The following is an 18,437-nucleotide window of genomic DNA, read 5'->3' as shown; positions in this document are numbered from 1 at the left end:
CCGCGAGGCGCGGCGTCCCGCCCGGCGCCCTGAGCGAGCCGCCGCGCCTCGCGGCCGCCCTCGCGCCGAAGCCGACGGGGTTGGCGACACGCCCGAACAGACCTATGTCAACGAAGGCGGGGCGTGCCTGATGCATCGTGGCGCCTCGCATCGTCTCGATGCAGGCTGCACGGCGGCGACCGGCGGACGACCGCCGGCCCGATCCCCCTCCGGACGGGAGCGTGTCATGTCCGAGCCCATCACGGCCGATCCGCGTCCGGCCGAAGTCTCGGGCCGCGCCGCAGCGGCGCCGCAGCGCGCCGTCGTCGTGGCGATCGCCGTGGTCGTGACCGCGATGATCGGCGCGACGCTCGCCCTGTGGGCCTGGCTCGGCCCCGCCGTGTTCTACGAGGTCATCGTCGCAGGCATCGCCGCCTGCTTCTGATCGCCGCCGCCCTGCCCGCCCGGCGCCCGGCCGCCTGCAGCCGGGCCGCAACGCCTGTTCCGAGGAGTTCATCGTGGCTTCACGTGCCTCGCGCCTCGCCCTCCTGGCCGGCGCCTTCTCGATCGGCCTCCTGCTGTGCCTCGGTCTCGTGCTGGTGGCGACCGGCCGGCTCGGCGGCGGCTCGCAGGTCGCGACCGCGGCGGCGGTCGGCGGCCCGTTCCGGCTCGTCGACCAGGACGGCAAGCCGATCTCCGACACGGATTTCCGCGGAAAACCGTTCCTGATGTTCTTCGGCTTCACGCATTGCCCGGACGTCTGCCCGACCGCCCTGTTCGAGGCCTCCGAACTCTTGCGCGCGCTCGGGCCGGACGCGAGCCGCACCGCCGTGCTGTTCGTCTCGGTCGATCCCGAGCGCGACACCCCGGCGGTGCTGAAGGACTATCTGTCGAGTTTCGAGCCCGGCCTGCGCGGCGTCACCGGCACGCCCGAGGAGATCGCCGCGGTCGCCAAGGCGTTCCGGGTCTATTACCGCAAGGTCCCGCTGGAGGCCGGCGACTACACGATGGACCACACCGCCATCGTCTATCTGATGGACAAGCAGGGCAAGTTCGTCGCCCCCTTCAACATCAAGCGCGCCCCCGAGGACGCCGCGGCGGACCTGAAGAAGCATTTTTGATACGGGCGACGGCCCCACGATCCTGTCATGGCCGGGCTCGTCCCGGCCATCCACGTCTTGGACCAGCGCAGAGGCCCGAAGACGTGGATGCCCGGCACAAGGCCGGGCATGACGGGTCGGAGGTCGTGGCGGACGGCTCTACGCCGCGTCGGACGCCTTCTTCGGGACGGCGCGCTCGCTCGAAAGCGCCGCGCGGCGGCCGTCGCGGCTGCCTTCGCTGCCGGCCTCGTGATACTCGGCGTCCTCGTTCACGTTCCACACGTCGAAGCGGCGCTCGCCGGACAGGATGTTCTCCGCCGTGAGCATCGCCGTCATCATGGCGTGGTCCTGATTGTTGTACTTGTGCATGCCGTTGCGGCCGACGAGATGCAGGTTCGGGCAGCCGAGCTCGAGGTCGCGCCGGATCGCCGCGACGTTGTCGCGATAGGCGTCGTCGTAGACCGGATAGGCCTTGGGCTGGCGCACCACGCAGCCACCCGTCACGTCGGCCGCCGTGACGAGGCCGATCTGCTCGACCTCGCGGGTGGCGAGCGCGATCAGCTCCTCGTCCGGCGCGGTCCACACCCCGTCGCCCTCGAAGCAGAAATACTCGAGGCCTAGGCAGGTCTTCCCGGTCGGCACCATCTCGGGCGACCAGGAGCGGAAGTTCTGCACGCGACCGACCTTCACGGACGGGTCGTGGATGTAGATCCAGTTGTCCGGGAACAGATCGGGCTTGTCGACCATCAGGGCGACGGTGAGGAAGTCACGGTAGCGCAGCGAGCGGCCGTGGAAGGTCGAGATCGGCCGCGGCCGGATCTTCTCGACCAGCTCGGCGAGCGGCGCCGACGAGATCACGTGCCACGCCGTGTAGCGCTCGGGGCCGTCGGCGGTCGCCACCTCGATGTCCCAGAGCTGGCGCTTCTCGTCGTAGACGAGCGACACGAGATCGCGCCCCATCAGCACTTGGGCACCGCGCTCCTCGATCTTGCGCGCCGCCGCCTCCCACATCATGCCGGGGCCCTTGCGCGGGTAGCGGAAGGTCTCGATCAGCGTCTTCACGACCGGGGCACCGGGCGCCGCCGGCTTGCGCTTGTGGAAGCCCATCGAGCGCTTCAGCGCATTGATCACCGCGACCTTCAGGTCGAGGCCCTTGATGCGCTGGGCCGCCCAGTCGGCCGAGATGTCGTCGCACGACATGCCCCACACCTTCTCGGTGTAGGTCTTGAAGAAGATCGAGAACAGCCGCTCGCCGAACTGGTTGCGGACCCAGTCGTGGAAGGTGCGCGGCCCCTCGATCGGCGACAGCCGCGCTGCCAGATAGGACATGACGCAGGCGGCGCTCTCGACGATGCCGAGATTGCGCAGCGCCTCGGTGGCGTTCAGCGGATAGGAGTAGAACTTGCCGCCGTAGAAGATGCGCGACAGCCGCGGCCGCTCGATGAAGTCGTCGGGCAGGATCTCGTTCCACAGATCGACCACCTCCTTCGACTTCGAGAAGAAGCGGTGGCCGCCGATGTCGAACAGGAAGCCGTCGTGCGCGACCGTGCGGCTGATGCCGCCGACATGCACAGGGTCCTTCTCGATCACGATCACGCTCGGCGTGTGCTTGCTCAGCATGTACGCCGCCGTGAGCCCGGCCGGGCCGGCGCCGACGACGAACACGTCGGTGTGGGTGGCGTCCGCTCGATCGGTGGTCGAACGCGAGGCGGTCGGTCGCGATGGGGTCGGTCGCGCGGTCATGGCTCGATCACTCCGGAAGGCGAGGCGGCGATCGGCGCGAAGGCGTAGAGCCGATGGCCGTTGTAGGAGACGACGGCGGCGATCGCCGCCCCGATCACGGTGGCGGCCTGCGGCAGGGCGCCCAGCATGGTGAGGACGAGGAGCGCGAAGACGCCGTAGCTGGTGCCCTGGGCGACCAGCGTCACGACCGCGTAGCGCATCGCCTCGGCGTGCTGCCGGCGGCCGCTCTTCTCGAACGTGACGAGGCGATTGAGCCGCCAGGTGACGAGCGTCGCCACGGCGAGCGAGATCAGCCGGACGATCAGCGGATGGTCGAGATGCTGCGGGATCGCCGTGAACACGGCGAGGTCGGTGAGAAGGCCGACGCCGCCGACGCCGAGGAAGCGCAGCGGTCGCGGCAACCGGTCGATCAGGCCGCGCACCAGCGCGCCGGTGCGCGAGCCGGCGGCCTGCGCGTCGCCTTCGCGCGCGCCGACCTCGCGCGACCTGCCGTCGCGCGGCCAGGCCGCGAGGCCCGACACTTCGTCACTCACCGTCATCGCGGCCCCGTCCGTCGCACGCCGCGGCGCTCCAGTCCCCGGCGCGACGGCGTTTCGAGATGCGGGACGACTGTCGCAGCCACCCGTTAATGGCGCGCTGCAGCGGCGGGCCGGCCGCGACGGCCTTCGTCGTAAACCTTAACGAACCGTCGACGCGCCGGCCGCCGGCCCGCCCAACCGGCCCTTAACCAGCGGTCGCTATGGTCGCCGCGACGCTCCGGCGTCGGGGGAACGGGACACGTGATGACGCGCCGCGACAATGGACCGGGCCGGTTCGCGGATCTCGCCGGACCGGCCCTGCTGCTCGGGCTCGCCTGGCTCGCCGTCGTCGCCCAGCTCCTCTACGCCGACTGGGCCGCCACCGGCCGGACGCTCGGCGACACCGACGACGCCATGCGGCTCGTCGAGGTGCGGGCGTTCCTGGCCGGCCAGGGCTGGTTCGACCTGCACGAGCCGCGGCTGTCGCCGCCGGCCGGCTACGACTCGCACTGGTCGCGGCTGATCGATGCCGGGCTCGCCGGCCTCCACGTCGCGTTCGCCACGGTCGTGTCGGCGCCGCTCGCCGAGCGGCTGATGCGGACCGTCTGGCCGCTCCTGTGGCTGCTCCCCGCCATCGCGGCCGTCGCCGCCATGGCCTGGCGGATCGCCGGCCGCGAGGCCGCCCTCGCCGCCCTCGTCCTGGTGGTCGCCGGGCTGCCGCTCTATTCGCAATTCCACCCCGGTCGCATCGACCACCACAACGTCCAGATCGCGCTGTCGCTCGCGGCCCTGGCGGCGGCCGTGTGGTCGGATCGCAGCCGGGCGGCGGCCGCGCTGGCCGGCGGCCTGATCGGGTTCGCGCTGGCGGTCGGGCTCGAATCGCTGCCCGTGCTGGTCGTCGCCGCCGCCGTGCCGGTCGCCGGCTTCTTGCGCGACCGCGACGCCGCCGCGGCGCTGCGGTGGTTCGCCCTCGCCCTCGCCGCCGGAACGGCGGTCGCGTTCCTGACCGGCGTCGCCCCGGCCCGGTGGGCCGTCGCGGCCTGCGACGCCATCGCGATCAACTGGGCGGCCCCCCTCGTGGTCGCCGGCCTCGGCCTCGCCGTCGTCGCGGGACGGAACGCCGTCCTGTCCTCGGCCCCGCACCGCCTCGCGGCGGTCGCCGCCGTGGCGGTGGTCGTCGCCGCCCTGTTCCTCGGGATCGAGCCGCGCTGCCTGCGCGGCCCCTTCGCCCTGATGGACCCGGCGCTGCGGCCCTGGATGGCGCAGGTCGCCGAGATGCAGCCGATCCTTTCGACGCTGCGGACGACGCCGGCGGTCGGCACCACCCTGATCGCCTTCCCGCTCGCCGCCGTGCTGGCGATCGTGCCGCTCGCCTTCGACCGGACGCTGCGGCGCGACCCCGGCTTCGTCGCCGTCGCGGTCGCGGCGGTCGCCGTGACGGCGGTCGGAATGGTCGCCATCAAGGGCCTCAACTATGCGTATTGGCTGGCGATTCCGCTGATGGCGACGGCCTGTGCGCGGCTCGTGACGGGGCTCCGGCTGGCCTCCCCCGCCACCCGGGTCCTGCCCGCCGTCCTGCTGTCGCCGCTCGCCCTGTCGGCCCTGGCCCTGGTCGCCGTGCAGGTGTTCGGGGGGACGCCGCCGGCCGAGGACCGCCGGCTCGGCCGCGGTTGCTTCGACGACGCGAGCTACGCCCGGCTCGCCGCCCTGCCGCCCGGGATCGTGGTCGCCGGCATCGACCACGGGCCGTTCATCCTGGCGCTGACCCCGCATGCCGTGCTGGGCGCCCCCTACCACCGGCTGGCCGACGGGATCCTGGCGAGCCACCGGTCCTTCGCCCTGCCGCCGGACGCCGCGCGGGACGAGATCCTCGCCCACCGGGGCGATTACGTCGTCACCTGCGGGCCGGTGCGGCCGTGGGGCCTCGACGCGGCCGCGCTGGAGACGAGCCTCGCCGGACGGCTCGCCGCCGGCGACGTCCCGACCTGGCTCCGCCCGATCGCGGCCGGCCCCGACGAGCCGCTGGCGATCTACGCGGTCGAGCGCCCCCGCTGAGCGATCGCCCGTCGCGGGTCGACCAGCCCGGCCCGGCGTCGCCGGCGGTCGCCGGATGCGGGCGAACACGAGCCCCCCGACCGTCACGGAGCGCGATTGCGGGCCGATCGCCCGGCAACCGCCCTCCCCGGCGCGGCGGAGGGGGATTTGCAGAAGGTCCGCCTTGCGGCCTATGAGCGCCCTCCTATATGACCTTTCGAACCCGCCCGCAGGGGCGGTTGCCGTTGTTTTTAAGGGGCCGGTCCCAAGGCATCAGTGCAGGCACGAGGCCTGCGGACGCTTCCGGGTGCTGTTCAGGCTCGGCCGGCCTGCTGCAAAGAAAGGACAGACTCAATGGGCAAGGTCATCGGCATCGACCTCGGCACGACCAACTCTTGCGTCGCCGTGATGGAAGGCAAGACGCCGAAGGTCATCGAGAACTCGGAAGGCAAGAACACCACGCCGTCGATCGTCGCGTTCACGGACGACGGAGAGCGCCTCGTCGGCCAGCCGGCCAAGCGCCAGGCGGTCACCAATCCGGAGCGCACCTTCTTCGCCGTGAAGCGCCTCATCGGCCGCCGCTACGACGACCCGATGGTGGAGAAGGACAAGAAGCTCGTCCCCTACAAGATCGTGCGCGCCTCGAACGGCGACGCCTGGGTCGAGGCGGACGGCAAGACCTACTCGCCCTCGCAGATCTCGGCCTTCACGCTGCAGAAGATGAAGGAGACGGCCGAGTCGTATCTGGGCCAGAAGGTGACCCAGGCGGTCATCACCGTCCCGGCCTACTTCAACGACGCCCAGCGTCAGGCCACCAAGGACGCCGGCCGCATCGCCGGCCTCGAGGTGCTGCGCATCATCAACGAGCCGACCGCGGCGGCGCTCGCCTACGGCCTCGACAAGCAGAAGCAGGGCACCATCGCGGTCTACGACCTCGGCGGCGGCACCTTCGACATCTCGATCCTGGAGATCGGCGACGGCGTCTTCGAGGTGAAGTCGACCAATGGCGACACCTTCCTGGGCGGCGAAGACTTCGACATGCGGCTGGTCAACTACCTGGCCGACGAGTTCCAGAAGGAGCAGGGCATCGACCTCCGCCGCGACAAGCTCGCGCTGCAGCGCCTGAAGGAGGCCGCCGAGGCCGCCAAGATCGAGCTCTCGTCGACCTCGCAGACCGAGATCAACCTGCCCTACATCACGGCCGACGCGACCGGCCCGAAGCATCTCACGCTCAAGCTCACCCGTGCCAAGTTCGAGGCGCTGGTCGACGACCTGATCCAGAAGACGGTCGAGCCGTGCCGGCTCGCCCTCAAGGATGCGGGCCTGTCGGCGGGCGAGATCAACGAGGTGGTGCTGGTCGGCGGCATGACCCGCATGCCGAAGGTCCAGGAGGTCGTCCGCCAGTTCTTCGGCCGTGAGCCCCACAAGGGCGTCAACCCGGACGAGGTGGTGGCGATCGGCGCCTCGGTGCAGGCCGGCGTGCTGCAGGGCGACGTCAAGGACGTGCTGCTGCTCGACGTGACCCCGCTGTCGCTGGGCATCGAGACGCTGGGCGGCGTGTTCACCCGCATCATCGACCGCAACACCACGATCCCGACCAAGAAGAGCCAGGTGTTCTCGACGGCGGAAGACAACCAGAACGCCGTCACCATCCGGGTCTTCCAGGGCGAGCGCGAGATGGCGGCGGACAACAAGCTCTTGGGCCAGTTCGACCTGATGGGCATCCCGCCGGCGCCGCGCGGCGTGCCGCAGATCGAGGTGTCGTTCGACATCGACGCCAACGGCATCGTCAACGTGTCGGCGAAGGACAAGGCGACGGCGAAGGAGCAGCAGATCCGCATCCAGGCGTCGGGTGGCCTCTCGCAGGGCGACATCGAGCGCATGGTGAAGGACGCCGAGGCGCATTCGGAGGACGACAAGAAGCGCAAGGCCGCCGTGGAAGCCAAGAACCACGGCGAGGCCCTGGTCCACTCGACCGAGAAGGCGCTCGCCGAGCACGGCTCGAAGGTCGGCGAGAACGAGCGCCGGGCGATCGAGGACGCGCTCTCCGATCTGCGCGAGGCCCTCAAGGGTGACGACGCCGAGGCGATCCGCACCAAGACCAACACGCTCGCCCAGGCCTCGATGAAGCTCGGCGAGGCCATGTACAAGCAGTCCGAAGGCGACGGCGGCCCCGACGCCGGCGCGACCGCGGGCGGCAAGAAGGAAGACGTGGTCGACGCGGAGTTCACCGAGGTCGACGACGACAAGAAGAACAAGAAGAGCGCGTGAGTGTGTTAGCCCCTCTCGCCCCCGGACCGGCCCGCCCGGCCCGGGGGCGGAGGGGTTTCGGTGCGTGGGGGACTGGCTGAATGTCCAAGCGCGACTATTACGAGGTGCTCGGCGTCCAGCGCACCGTCACCGAGGTCGAGCTCAAGACCGCCTATCGCAAGCTCGCCATGAAGTACCACCCGGACCGCAATCCGGGTGACGGCGAGTGCGAGATGAAGTTCAAGGAGGTCAACGAGGCCTACGAAGTCCTCAAGGACGGCGACAAGCGCGCCGCCTATGACCGCTTCGGTCACGCCGCCTTCGAGCAGGGCGCCGGCGGGCCCGGCTTCGGCGCCGACTTCGCCTCGACCTTCGCCGACATCTTCGACGACTTCTTCGGCATGCGCGGGCGCGCCCGCGGCTCCGGCCGCGAGCGCGGCGCCGATCTCCGCTACAACATGGAGATCACGCTGGAGGAGAGCTTCCACGGCAAGGTCGCCCCGGTCCGCATCCCGACCTCGGTGACCTGCGAGGTGTGCTCCGGCACCGGCGCCAAGGCCGGCACCAAGCCGAAGGCCTGCGCGACCTGCGGCGGCCACGGCAAGATCCGGCACGCGCAAGGATTCTTCACGCTGGAGCGGACCTGCCCGGCCTGCCACGGCCGCGGCCAGGTGATCGACGACCCCTGCCCGGCCTGTGCCGGCGCCGGCCGCGTCACCCGCGAGCGGACCCTCTCGGTCAACATTCCGCCCGGCGTCGAGGACGGCACCCGCATCCGGCTCGCCGGCGAGGGCGAGGCGGGCGTGCGCGGCGGACCGGCCGGCGACCTCTACATCTTCCTGTCGATCACGCCGCACGCCTTCTTCCAGCGCGACGGTGCCGACCTGCACTGCCGGGTGCCGATCTCGATGGTCACGGCGGCGCTCGGCGGCGAGTTCGAGGTGCCGACCATCGACGGCGGCAAGACCCGGGTGAAGGTCCCGGACGGCACCCAGTCGGGCCGGCGCTTCCGCCTGTCCAGCAAAGGGATGCCGGTGCTGCGCTCGAAGCAGATGGGCGACATGTACGTCCAGGTCGTGGTCGAGACCCCGCAGAACCTGACCAAGCGCCAGCGCGAGCTGCTCAACGAGTTCGAGAAGCTGTCGTCGACGGCGACGCATCCGGAATCGTCGGGCTTCTTCGGCAAGGTCAAGGAGTTCTTCGGGAACAAGGCGTGACGCCGCCGTCCCCCGGCGGCGCCGGTGGGCTGCGCCGTTATGGCACCGCGGCCCGCGAACGGGGTTGACCCGGAGGCGCTAGGCCGTTACCCGTGACAGTTCCGTGACCGTGCACATTGCCGCGTCGCAGCCACGTTGTACGAGATGCCGCCGCTTCAGACTGCTGTGGGCACTGCGAGGAAGAGCCTTCGCATCGACGACGATGTGAGGTTTCTCCGGTCGTGGATCGAGAAGCCGCTGGCGATCGGCGCCGTGATGCCGTCGAGCAAGCCCCTGGCGCGCGCCATGGCGAGCTATGTCGACCCGCACGGCACCGGCAAGGTGATCGAGCTCGGCCCCGGCACCGGCGCCATCACCGAGGCGCTGGTCGAGCACGGGGTCGACGAATCCCGCCTCGTCCTGGTCGAGTTCAACTCCAACTTCTGCCGCCTCCTGCGCGCCCGCTACCCGGCCGCGACCGTCATCCAGGGCGACGCCTACCGGCTGCGCGGCCTGTTCGGCGATTTTCTGCGCGGCGAGGTGTCGGCCGTCGTCTCCGGGCTGCCGCTGATGACCAAGCCGCTGCGCGCCCGGCTGCGCCTCCTCAACGAGGCGTTCGGGCTGCTGCAGCCCGGCGGCCCGTTCATCCAGTTCACCTATTCGGTGGTGTCGCCGATCCCGCGCTCGCTCGCCCGCGTCCGCACCGAGGCGTCCGAGCGCATCTGGCTCAACCTGCCCCCCGCCCGCGTGTTCGTCTACCGCCGGGGATGAGCGGGACGGCACGTTTCGCCGTCGCACTCTCGTCTGCCCAATTGGGTCTTGCCTCCGACGCCCCCACAGACCAATTTTCGCGCGCCGACTCGGTCCATCGTCATGGCCGGGCTCCTCCCGGCCAGCCCGTTCTTGCGCGACCTCCGGTCGCGTCGTGGATGCCCGGCACGAGGCCGGGCATGACGGGTCCGGGATCCGAACCTGTCTCGAAGTTCGCTGAAGCGGAGAGGGAACTGCCGTGGAACATCCGCGCGATCGACTGATCGTCGCCCTCGACCTGCCGAGCGTCGATGCCGCCGAGGCCGTGATCGACAGGCTCGGCGAGGGCGTCACGTTCTACAAGATCGGCTATCAGCTCGCCTTCGCGGGCGGGCTCGCGCTCGCCCAGAAGCTGATCTTCTCGGGGCGGCGCGTCTTCATCGACCTCAAGCTGCACGACATCGGCAACACGGTCGAGAAGGGCGTCGAGAGCATCGCCCGCATGGGCGCGACCTTCCTCACCGTGCACGCCTATCCGCAGACCATGAAGGCCGCCGTCCAGGGCCGCGGCGATAGTAACCTGCGCATCTTGGCCGTGACGGTGCTGACCTCCTACGACGACGCCGATCTCGCCGCCGCCGGCTACGACTTCACGGTGCCGGAGCTGGTCGCCGAGCGCGCCGCGCAGGCGCACGACATCGGCATCGACGGGCTCGTCTGCTCGGCCGAGGAGGCCGCGATGCTGCGTCCGAAGATCGGCCACGGCATGGCGCTGGTGACGCCCGGCATCCGCCCGAGCGGCGCCGAGGTCGGCGACCAGAAGCGGGTGAAGACGCCGCGCGACGCGATCCTCGCCGGCGCCGACTATCTCGTCGTCGGCCGGCCGATCGTCGCCGCGGCGAACCCGCGCGCCGCCGCCGACGCCATCGTGGCCGAGATCGAGGCCGCCGTGAACGAGCAGGTGTGAGTTGCTCTGCTGCGTGCCCCGGACAAGGCGCGTCGGGCCGGAGGCCCGAGGCGCCGCAGAGCCGGGGCCCAGGGGCGCCGATGTAAAGGACCCGCTGGGGTAAGCGCCTCGTCCGGTCGCCCTGGGTCCCGGTTCGCGGCGCGATGCGCCGCGCCCGGGACACGAGGTCTCTCCTGCGGCGGAGCAACGGGGCGAGAACTTCGACAGACGGACAGGTGAAACGATGCCCAAGGCGTATTGGATCGGCCGCGTCGACGTTCAGGATCCGGAGGCCTACAAGGCCTATGTGGCGGCCAATGCCGCGCCCTTCGCCAAGTACGGCGCGCGCTTCCTGGTGCGGGCCGGCCGCTTCGAGGCGCCCGAGGGGATCGCGCGCAGCCGCCAGGTGGTGATCGAGTTTCCCGACTACGAGGCGGCGCTCGCCTGCTACCGCTCACCCGAGTACCAGGCCGCGATGGCGCTGCGCACCGCCGCCTCGATCGGGGATCTCGTGATCGTCGAGGGCTACGACGGCCCGCAGCCGTGAGCACCGACCGCCGGCACGCGGGCGCGCGAAAAGGTCAGCCGCGCGGATGGGCGGCGCGGTAGACCTCCATCAGCCGCTCGCTGTCGATGCCGGTGTAGATCTGGGTGGTGGACAGCGAGGCGTGACCGAGGAGCTCCTGGATGGCGCGGAGATCCCCGCCGCGCATCAGGAGATGCGTCGCGAAGGAGTGCCGCAGCGCGTGCGGCGTGGCGCTGTCGGGCAGCCCGAGCGCGCCGCGCAGCCGCTCCATGGTGAGCTGGATGATCCGCGGCGACAGCGGCCCGCCCTTCGCCCCGACGAACAGCGGCCCGGTGTCGGGGAGCGCATAGGGGCACAGCGCCACGTAGTCGGCGCTCGCCTGCAGCACGCTGCGTAGTACCGGCACCATGCGGCGCTTGTTGCCCTTGCCGGTGACCACGATGACGTCGCCGGCGCCGGGCGCCGGGACGTCGCGCCGCTTCAGGCCGAGCGCCTCGGAGATGCGCAGGCCCGAGCCGTAGAGCAGCGCCAGCACGGCGGCGTCGCGCGCCAGGACCCACGGCTCGCGGTCTTCGCCGGCCCGCAGATCGACGTCGGCGATCCGCTTGGCGGAGCCGACCGGCAACGGTTTCGGCAGCGTCTTCGGGACCTTGGGGGCGCGCACCGCGGAGAGGGCGCCGATCTCGGCGAGGCCTTCGCGCGCCAGCCAGCGGGCGAAGGAGCGCATGCCGGCGAGCGTGCGCATCAGCGAGCGCCCGGAGATGCCGTCGCCGCGCCGCGACGCCATGAAGGCCCGCAGGTCCGCCGTGGTCAGGGCCCCGAGCGCCTTCAAGGTGATCCTGGCGCCCAGATGCTCGCACAGGAAGGCCAGCACCTGCCGCACGTCGCGCGCATAGGCCTCGACGGTCTTCGCCGACATCCGCCGCTCGGCCCCGACATGGACGAGCCAGCGCGCCATTGCGGCCGACACCTCGGCTGCCGCGAAGGGCAGGTCGATCGCGGGCGCCTTCTGCTCCGGCTCGGGGGCCGCCTTGCGGACCATGGGGATCGTCCTCGACTCGCGTCCACGCCTTGACACGTCCCGTATAATCGGGGCCGATCCTTCACCCTTCGTCAACGCCCGGGACCCCGCAGGCATGGCCCGACGCATCGTCGACGTGCTGCTGCCGCTCGCGCTCGACCAGCCCTACTCCTACGCGGCCGGCGACCATGCCGTGGCGCCCGGCGACCTCGTGACGGTGCCGCTCGGCACCCGCGCCTGCACGGGCGTCGTGTGGGGCGACAACCCGAACCCGGATCCGCGGCTCGACAACCGCATCAAGGCGATCGCCGACAAGCTCGACGTCCCGCCGTTGCGCGACGAGATGCGCAAGCTCGTCGACTGGGTGTCGCACTACACGCTCGCGCCGCGCGGCATGGTTCTGCGAATGGCGCTGCGGATGGGGGACGGGCTCGGCCCAGAACGCGAGCGTCTCGGCGTGCGGCTCGCCGGCGCGCCGCCGCAGCGCATGACCGCCGCCCGCGCCCGCGTGCTGCGCGCGCTCGCCGACGGGCTCGTGCGCGGCAAGGGCGAGGCCGCCAAGGAGGCCGGCGTATCGCCCGGCGTCATCGACGGGCTGATCGACGAGGGTACGCTCGCGACCGTGGTGCTGCCGCCCGAGCCGATCGCCCGCCCGCCAGACGCGGACTTCGCGCCGCCGGATCTCTCGCCCGAGCAGGCGGCCGCCGCCGCGACGCTGCGCGACGAGGTGCGTGAAAAGACGTTCAACGTCTTCCTGCTCGACGGCGTCACCGGCTCGGGCAAGACCGAGGTGTATTTCGAGGGCGTCGCCGAGGCGATCCGCGGCGGCCTCCAGGTGCTGATCCTGATGCCGGAGATCGCGCTGACCGCGCAGTCGCTCGACCGCTTCTCGGCGCGCTTCGGCGTGCGGCCGGCCGAGTGGCACTCGGAGATCACCCCGCGACGCCGCGCCCGCACCTGGCAGGGCGTCGCCGAGGGCGACGTGCAGGTCGTCGCCGGCGCGCGCTCGGCGCTGTTCCTGCCGTTCGCCGATCTCGGCCTGATCATCGTCGACGAGGAGCACGACCCCGCCTACAAGCAGGAGGACGGCGTTCGTTATCACGCCCGCGACATGGCCGTGGTGCGGGCCCGCATCGGCGCCCTGCCGATCGTGCTGGCCTCGGCGACGCCCTCCGTCGAGACCGAGGTGAACGCGCGAAAGGGGCGGTACCGGCGGCTGTCGCTGCCGCAGCGGTTCGGCGGCCAGGCGCTGCCGCATGTCGAGGCGATCGACCTGTCGCGCGAGGGTCCGCCGCGCGGCCGCTGGATCGCGCCGCGCCTCGCCGGCGCCGTGAAGGACGCGATCGAACGCAAGCAGCAGGCGCTGCTGTTCCTCAATCGCCGCGGCTACGCGCCGCTCACTTTGTGCCGCGCCTGCGGCTATCGCTTCGCCTGCCCGCAATGCGACGCGTGGCTGGTCGATCATCGCTTCAAGCGCCAGCTCGTCTGCCACCACTGCGGCTTCTCGACGCCACACCCGCCGGCCTGCCCCAACTGCGAGGCCGTCGACAGCTTCGCGGCCTGCGGCCCCGGCGTGGAACGTCTGGAGGAGGAGGTCGGCACGCTGTTCCCGGAGGCGCGCGTGCTCGTGATGTCGAGCGATCTGCTCACCAGCGTGGAGAAGCTGCGTGAGGAGCTCACCGAGATTCAGGAAGGCCGTGTCGACATCATCATCGGCACCCAGCTCGTCGCCAAGGGGCACCATTTTCCACGGCTCAATCTGGTCGGCATCGTCGACGCCGATCTCGGGCTGGCCAACGGCGATCCGCGCGCCGCTGAGCGGACGTTTCAGCTGCTGTCACAAGTGGCCGGCCGGGCCGGCCGCGAGGAGGGCCAGGGCTACGGTCTGATCCAGACGCACCAGCCCGAGCATCCGGTGATGCGCGCCTTGATCGCCGGCGACCGCGAGGCCTTCTATGCGAGCGAGATCGACATCCGCGAGCGGCTGCACTACCCGCCGTTCGGCCGCCTCGCCAGCCTGATCGTCTCCGGCTCCGACCGGGCCGCGGTCGAGACCCATGCGCGAAAACTCATCGCGATCGCGCCACGCGACGAGCGCGTCCGCGTGCTCGGGCCCGCCGAGGCGCCGGTGTCGCTGCTGCGCGGCCGCCATCGCTTCCGCCTGCTGATCAAGTCGCCGCGCGCCTTCGACCTCTCCGGCTGGATGCGGGACTGGCTCGCCCTCGCCCCGAAGACCACGGGCGACCTGAAGCGCGAGATCGACATCGACCCGACGAGCTTCTTGTGAGGTGCGTGCCCCGGGCGGAGCAGTCCGCGCCAGCGGGCTGCGGAGACCCGGGACCCAGAGTCCCGCGCGAGGGCGCTTCCTTATCGGAACCGAGCATCGGCGCGTCGGGATTGATGTGTCGAAGCCGTGCCGCGTGGCCCCTGGGTCCCGGGTCTACGCACCTCGCTGCGCGAGGCGCTCCGCCCGGGACACGGCGCCGTTGTTTGGTGGTATGCTCCCGCCAGGAAACATGCCTCGTGTCCCGGGCGGAGCACGCCGCTACGGCGTGCGGAGACCCGGGACCCAGGGGCCACGGCAAAGGCGCTGCGATGGAGCAGCGGTTCTTCGTCTACATCCTGGCGAGCAAGCGCAACGGCACGCTCTATGTCGGCGTGACCAACGATCTGATGCGCCGGGTGGCCGAGCACAAGGCGAAGCGCGTGCCGGGGTTCACACGGCAGTACGGCGTCGATCAGCTCGTCCACGCCGAGCCGTTCGATTCGATTCTGGAGGCGCGGGCGCGCGAACGAACGCTCAAGCGGTGGCATCGCGCGTGGAAGCTCGCGCTGATCGAGCAGAGCAACCCGGGCTGGCGGGATCTCTCAGGAGAGTGGCTCTGAGCGTGTCGCCCCTGGGTCCCGGGTCTACGCACCTCGCTTCGCGAGGCGCTCCGCCCGGGACACACGGCCTCGCCTCGCTACGTCGCCGGCTCCACCGTGACGACCTGGAAGGTGTGCATGTCGCCGTCCTCGTCGCGGATCGAGACGTACTCGCCCGGGACGAAGGCGTGGGCGCCGAAGCGGTAGCCGGCCTCGTCGTCCTCCTCGGCCGTGTCGTCGTAGTCGAACACCCAGCGGGCGTGCTCCGGACCGCCCGGCTTGTGGACGAGCCGACCGACCTCCTCCTCGTCGCCCCAGAAGCGGCGGACGCGGCAGTGCTCGCGCTCCTTGCGCCACTGCTCGACGTCGATGTGGCCGTCGGCCGTCAGCGGCGCGACGAACTCGTAGCCGTGCTGCGCCGAGCCGAGCGGATGCTCCTTCGAGCGGGCGAGGTTCAGCCGGATGCGCTTGAAGCTGTGCGGCAGCGTGGTCATTGGGCCCTCATCGCGAAACGTCCCGGGCGAAACGTCCCGGCGTCGCCCCGGGGCGGCGACACCGTGCCGTCGCCGGATGACGTACTATGAATCTGGACCGGGCCGAACGCACGGCCTTTGATCTGGGTCGGAAACCGAACCGTGAACGACGACGAACCACCTGCCGATGACCCGCGAGGCGACGATCCGCAAGGCGACGTGCTCGCCTTCCTGGCCGATCCGGCGACGCACGGCGGCGTCGTGCCGGTGCGCATCGACACCCATGCGGCCTCGGTCTTCCTGGCAGGCGACCGGGCGCTGAAGATCAAGCGGGCCGTGACGTTCCCCTTCCTCGACTTCTCGACCCTCGACAAGCGCCGGGCCGCCTGCGCGGCCGAGCTGGTCGCCAACCGGCCCTTCGCGCCGGAGCTCTACGAGGGCGTGGTGGCGATCACCCGCGAAGCGGACGGCCGACTGGCGCTCGACGGCACCGGCACGCTGGTGGAATGGGCCGTAAAAATGCGGCGGTTCGACGAGACCCGCACGCTCGACCGGCTCGCCGACGCCGGCGCGATCACGCCCGAGATCGTCGAGCCGCTCGGCCCCATCGTCGCGGCCGCGCATGCGCGCGCCCCCGTGGTCGCGGCGGAGCCGTGGATCGCGGCGCTCGGCGCCTATGTCGAGCAGAACGCGGAGGCCTTCGCGGCCCGCCCGGACCTGTTCGATCGCGCGGCGCAGGCAGCGCTGACGGCCCGCTCGCGCGCGGCGCTCGACCGCCTGCGGCCGCTGCTGGAGGCGCGTGGAAAGGCCGGTCTGGTGCGGCGCGGGCACGGCGACCTGCATCTCGGCAACATCGCACTGATCGACGGCCGGCCGGTGCCGTTCGACGCGCTCGAGTTCGACGCGACGGTCGCCTCCGGCGACGTGCTCTACGACCTCGCCTTCCTGCTGATGGACCTCTGGGAGCGTGACCTGCCCTGGGCGGCGAACCGGGTGCTCGACCGCTGGCTCGCCGAGACCGGGCGCCGCGAGGACCTCGACGCCCTCGCGGCGCTGCCGCTGTTCCTGTCGTTGCGCGCCGCGATCCGGGCCAAGGTGACGGCGGCGAAGCCGGCGCCGCCCGACCGCGCGGCGGCGCGCGACGCGGCCGCGCAAAAATACTTCGGGCTCGCCTGCAGCCTGATCGATCCGCCACGGCCCGGGCTGGTCGCCGTCGGAGGCCTCTCGGGAACCGGCAAGTCGCAGGCCGCCCGCAGGCTCGCGCCGGATCTCCTGCCGGTGCCGGGCGCCGTGGTGCTGCGCTCGGACGTGCTGCGGAAAGTCCTCGCCGGCGTCGACGAGCATGCCCGGCTGCCGCCCGAGGCCTACACGCCCGAGGCGACCGCGCGGGTCTACGCGACGCTCGCGGCGGAGGCGGCGCGCGTGCTCGCCGCCGGCCACAGCGTCGTCGCCGACGCCGTCTTCGCGCGCGAGGGGGAGCGGGATGCGATCGCGGCGGTCGCGGCGACGGCAAGAGTCGGGTTCTTCGGCGCGTTCCTCGAGGCCGATCTCGCCACGCGCGAAGCCCGGGTGAACGGCCGCGCCCGCGACGCCTCCGACGCCGACGCGGCGGTCGCGCGGCACCAGGAGACCTACGACCTCGGCCGCCTGGACGGCTGGGCCCGGATCGATGCGTCCGGAACGCCCGCCGACACCATGGCGGCCCTGCGCGCCGCGCTGGACGCTTCGGCCTCGTGACACACCACGGTCGGCCGGCTTTGCTATAGTCGGCGTCCCCGTCACGAGACGACAGTGGAAATGACCCTCGACACCCGCCGCGTCGGCATCGCCCTCGCGGGCTTCTGCTCCTTCCTCAATCTCTACGCGCCCCAGGCCCTCTTGCCCGCGCTCGCCCACGACTTCCGGGTCACGGCGGCCGAGATCAGCGCCGTGATGACGGCCGGCACGATCTCGATCGCGCTCACCGCGCCGTTCACCGGCGTCGTCACCGACATGCTCGGGCGCAAGCGCGTCATCGTCGTCGCGATGGTGCTGGTGGCGCTGCCGACCCTGATGGTGGCGCTGTCGGGCAGTGTTCAGGAGATCGTGTTCTGGCGCTTCGTGCAGGGGCTCGCACTGCCGCCGGTCTTCGCCACGGCGCTCGCCTATGTGGGCGACGAGTTCCCGCCCGCCGAGGTGCCGGGCGTCGCCGGCATCTACATGATGGGGTCGAGCCTCGGCGGCTTCTCGGGCCGGCTGATCCCCGGTATCCTCACCGATCTGGTCGGCTGGCGATGGGCGATCGGCTCGCTCGCGCTGCTGAGCCTCCTGTGCGCCGTCGGGTTCGGGCTGGCGCTCGACAAGGAGCGCCACTTCGTGCGCTCCGAGGGGCTGAAGGCGTCGCTGCGCCAGATGATGCGCCACCTCGTCGATCCGCGCCTGATCCCGCTCTACGCGGTCGGCTTCGGCGTGCTGTTCAACTTCATCGCCGTGTTCACCTATGTGAACTTCCACCTCGCCGGGCCGCCCTACGGCTTCTCGCCGTCGATGCTCGGGCTGATCTTTCTCACCTATCTGGTCGGCTCGGCGACCGTGCCGTCGATCGGCCGCGCCGTCGCGCGGTTCGGCCGGCGGCGCTTCGTGCTCGGCCTCCTGATCCTGTGGGGGATCGGCGCGCTCCTGCTGCTGACGCCGGCCGTGTGGAGCATCCTGATCGGGCTGACGCTGTGCGCCACCTGCGGGATGATGTGCCAGGGCGTGTCGACCGGCGCCGTGACGGCGACGGCCAAGGAAGGGCGCTCCTCGGCGGTCGGGCTCTACATGACGGTGTTCTATGTGGGCGGCAGCGCCGGCGCCTCGCTGCCGGGGCTCGCCTGGGCTTATGGCGGCTGGCCCGCGACGGTCGCCATGGTGCTCGCCGTGATCACCGCGATGGCGACCGTGGTGGCGCTGTTCTGGCGAGACCCGAAGGCCGCGTAGCGCGTCGGCGCGGCCTGGTCACCGCGGCCAGCCGCCGGTGCCGAACGGCGGGCGCGGCGGCTGGCCGCGGTGACCAGG

The 18,437-nt window shown here is 71.4% G+C and carries 16 protein-coding genes; 12 read left to right on the top strand and 4 right to left on the bottom strand.

Annotated features, from left to right (window positions below; all coding sequences use genetic code 11):
• The first annotated feature begins 226 nt into the window (after nt 1–226).
• Complete coding sequence (locus CCR97_RS23080; protein ID WP_111358759.1) at nt 227–424, top strand: hypothetical protein; 198 nt, start codon at nt 227–229, stop codon at nt 422–424.
• A gap of 73 nt (nt 425–497) precedes the next feature.
• A complete protein-coding gene (locus tag CCR97_RS23075) occupies nt 498–1,100 on the top strand; it encodes an SCO family protein (RefSeq protein WP_111358760.1) in 603 nt (200 codons plus the stop codon).
• 138 nt (nt 1,101–1,238) lie between these two features.
• Here CCR97_RS23075 and CCR97_RS23070 read toward each other — a convergent pair whose 3' ends face one another.
• Nucleotides 1,239–2,822, bottom strand: a complete 1,584-nt coding sequence (locus tag CCR97_RS23070) for an NAD(P)/FAD-dependent oxidoreductase (protein ID WP_111358761.1) — start codon at nt 2,820–2,822, stop codon at nt 1,239–1,241.
• Entirely contained in the window at nt 2,819–3,361 is a 543-nt protein-coding gene (locus CCR97_RS23065) for a GtrA family protein (RefSeq protein WP_111358762.1), read from the bottom strand. The genes CCR97_RS23070 and CCR97_RS23065 overlap by 4 nt, the downstream gene beginning before the upstream one ends.
• A 243-nt stretch (nt 3,362–3,604) precedes the next feature.
• Here CCR97_RS23065 and CCR97_RS23060 point away from each other — a divergent pair, with 243 nt between their 5' ends.
• From CCR97_RS23060 to CCR97_RS23035, 6 genes are all read left to right on the top strand, one after another.
• Nucleotides 3,605–5,395, top strand: coding sequence for a hypothetical protein (locus tag CCR97_RS23060; RefSeq protein ID WP_201159898.1), 1,791 nt, complete (start codon nt 3,605–3,607; stop codon nt 5,393–5,395).
• 333 nt (nt 5,396–5,728) lie between these two features.
• Nucleotides 5,729–7,645, top strand: coding sequence for a molecular chaperone DnaK (dnaK, locus tag CCR97_RS23055; RefSeq protein WP_111359486.1), 1,917 nt, complete (start codon nt 5,729–5,731; stop codon nt 7,643–7,645).
• An 80-nt stretch (nt 7,646–7,725) separates the two neighbouring features.
• Entirely contained in the window at nt 7,726–8,841 is a 1,116-nt protein-coding gene (gene dnaJ / locus CCR97_RS23050; protein WP_111359487.1) for a molecular chaperone DnaJ, read from the top strand.
• Between the two features lie 144 nt (nt 8,842–8,985).
• On the top strand, nt 8,986–9,591 hold the full coding sequence (locus CCR97_RS23045) for a class I SAM-dependent methyltransferase (RefSeq protein WP_111359488.1): 606 nt from the start codon (nt 8,986–8,988) through the stop codon (nt 9,589–9,591).
• Between the two features lie 238 nt (nt 9,592–9,829).
• Nucleotides 9,830–10,537, top strand: a complete 708-nt coding sequence (gene pyrF, locus CCR97_RS23040) for an orotidine-5'-phosphate decarboxylase (RefSeq protein ID WP_111359735.1) — start codon at nt 9,830–9,832, stop codon at nt 10,535–10,537.
• A 223-nt stretch (nt 10,538–10,760) separates the two neighbouring features.
• Nucleotides 10,761–11,063, top strand: coding sequence for a DUF1330 domain-containing protein (locus tag CCR97_RS23035; RefSeq protein ID WP_111359734.1), 303 nt, complete (start codon nt 10,761–10,763; stop codon nt 11,061–11,063).
• A gap of 34 nt (nt 11,064–11,097) precedes the next feature.
• Here the strand turns inward: CCR97_RS23035 and CCR97_RS23030 are convergent, their stop codons facing one another.
• Nucleotides 11,098–12,084: a tyrosine recombinase XerC gene (locus CCR97_RS23030; protein WP_111359733.1), complete on the bottom strand. Its 987-nt coding sequence runs from the start codon at nt 12,082–12,084 to the stop codon at nt 11,098–11,100.
• Between the two features lie 94 nt (nt 12,085–12,178).
• Between CCR97_RS23030 and CCR97_RS23025 the strand changes: the two genes are divergently transcribed.
• Both CCR97_RS23025 and CCR97_RS23020 read left to right on the top strand, forming a co-directional pair.
• Complete coding sequence (locus CCR97_RS23025) at nt 12,179–14,350, top strand: primosomal protein N' (protein WP_111359732.1); 2,172 nt, start codon at nt 12,179–12,181, stop codon at nt 14,348–14,350.
• A 308-nt stretch (nt 14,351–14,658) separates the two neighbouring features.
• Nucleotides 14,659–14,949 carry a GIY-YIG nuclease family protein gene (locus CCR97_RS23020; protein ID WP_111358953.1) on the top strand — a complete coding sequence of 97 codons (291 nt, stop codon included), beginning with the start codon at nt 14,659–14,661 and terminating at the stop codon, nt 14,947–14,949.
• A gap of 77 nt (nt 14,950–15,026) precedes the next feature.
• Here the strand turns inward: CCR97_RS23020 and CCR97_RS23015 are convergent, their stop codons facing one another.
• Nucleotides 15,027–15,422 carry a hypothetical protein gene (locus CCR97_RS23015; protein WP_111358954.1) on the bottom strand — a complete coding sequence of 132 codons (396 nt, stop codon included), beginning with the start codon at nt 15,420–15,422 and terminating at the stop codon, nt 15,027–15,029.
• Between the two features lie 141 nt (nt 15,423–15,563).
• Here CCR97_RS23015 and CCR97_RS23010 point away from each other — a divergent pair, with 141 nt between their 5' ends.
• Nucleotides 15,564–17,138: a bifunctional aminoglycoside phosphotransferase/ATP-binding protein gene (locus CCR97_RS23010; RefSeq protein WP_201159897.1), complete on the top strand. Its 1,575-nt coding sequence runs from the start codon at nt 15,564–15,566 to the stop codon at nt 17,136–17,138.
• A 60-nt stretch (nt 17,139–17,198) separates the two neighbouring features.
• Complete coding sequence (locus CCR97_RS23005) at nt 17,199–18,359, top strand: MFS transporter (protein ID WP_111358955.1); 1,161 nt, start codon at nt 17,199–17,201, stop codon at nt 18,357–18,359.
• Nucleotides 18,360–18,437 lie beyond the last annotated feature (78 nt).

It is taken from the genome of Rhodoplanes elegans, from assembly GCF_016653355.1.
GTDB classification, from domain to species: Bacteria; Pseudomonadota; Alphaproteobacteria; order Rhizobiales; family Xanthobacteraceae; genus Rhodoplanes; species Rhodoplanes elegans.
The sequence above is the reverse complement of the archived record's forward strand: the minus strand, read 5'-3'. Positions and strand labels throughout refer to the sequence as shown.

Coding starts and splice junctions, on each gene's coding strand:
- CCR97_RS23025 (WP_111359732.1), top strand. CDS start 12,179: ATGGCCCGACGCATCGTCGACGTGCTGCTGCCGCTCGCGCTCGACCAG.
- CCR97_RS23070 (WP_111358761.1), bottom strand. CDS start 2,822: ATGACCGCGCGACCGACCCCATCGCGACCGACCGCCTCGCGTTCGACC.
- CCR97_RS23045 (WP_111359488.1), top strand. CDS start 8,986: ATGCCGCCGCTTCAGACTGCTGTGGGCACTGCGAGGAAGAGCCTTCGC.
- dnaK (WP_111359486.1), top strand. CDS start 5,729: ATGGGCAAGGTCATCGGCATCGACCTCGGCACGACCAACTCTTGCGTC.
- CCR97_RS23035 (WP_111359734.1), top strand. CDS start 10,761: ATGCCCAAGGCGTATTGGATCGGCCGCGTCGACGTTCAGGATCCGGAG.
- CCR97_RS23020 (WP_111358953.1), top strand. CDS start 14,659: ATGGAGCAGCGGTTCTTCGTCTACATCCTGGCGAGCAAGCGCAACGGC.
- CCR97_RS23080 (WP_111358759.1), top strand. CDS start 227: ATGTCCGAGCCCATCACGGCCGATCCGCGTCCGGCCGAAGTCTCGGGC.
- CCR97_RS23060 (WP_201159898.1), top strand. CDS start 3,605: ATGACGCGCCGCGACAATGGACCGGGCCGGTTCGCGGATCTCGCCGGA.
- dnaJ (WP_111359487.1), top strand. CDS start 7,726: ATGTCCAAGCGCGACTATTACGAGGTGCTCGGCGTCCAGCGCACCGTC.
- CCR97_RS23065 (WP_111358762.1), bottom strand. CDS start 3,361: ATGACGGTGAGTGACGAAGTGTCGGGCCTCGCGGCCTGGCCGCGCGAC.
- CCR97_RS23015 (WP_111358954.1), bottom strand. CDS start 15,422: ATGACCACGCTGCCGCACAGCTTCAAGCGCATCCGGCTGAACCTCGCC.
- CCR97_RS23005 (WP_111358955.1), top strand. CDS start 17,199: ATGACCCTCGACACCCGCCGCGTCGGCATCGCCCTCGCGGGCTTCTGC.
- CCR97_RS23030 (WP_111359733.1), bottom strand. CDS start 12,084: ATGGTCCGCAAGGCGGCCCCCGAGCCGGAGCAGAAGGCGCCCGCGATC.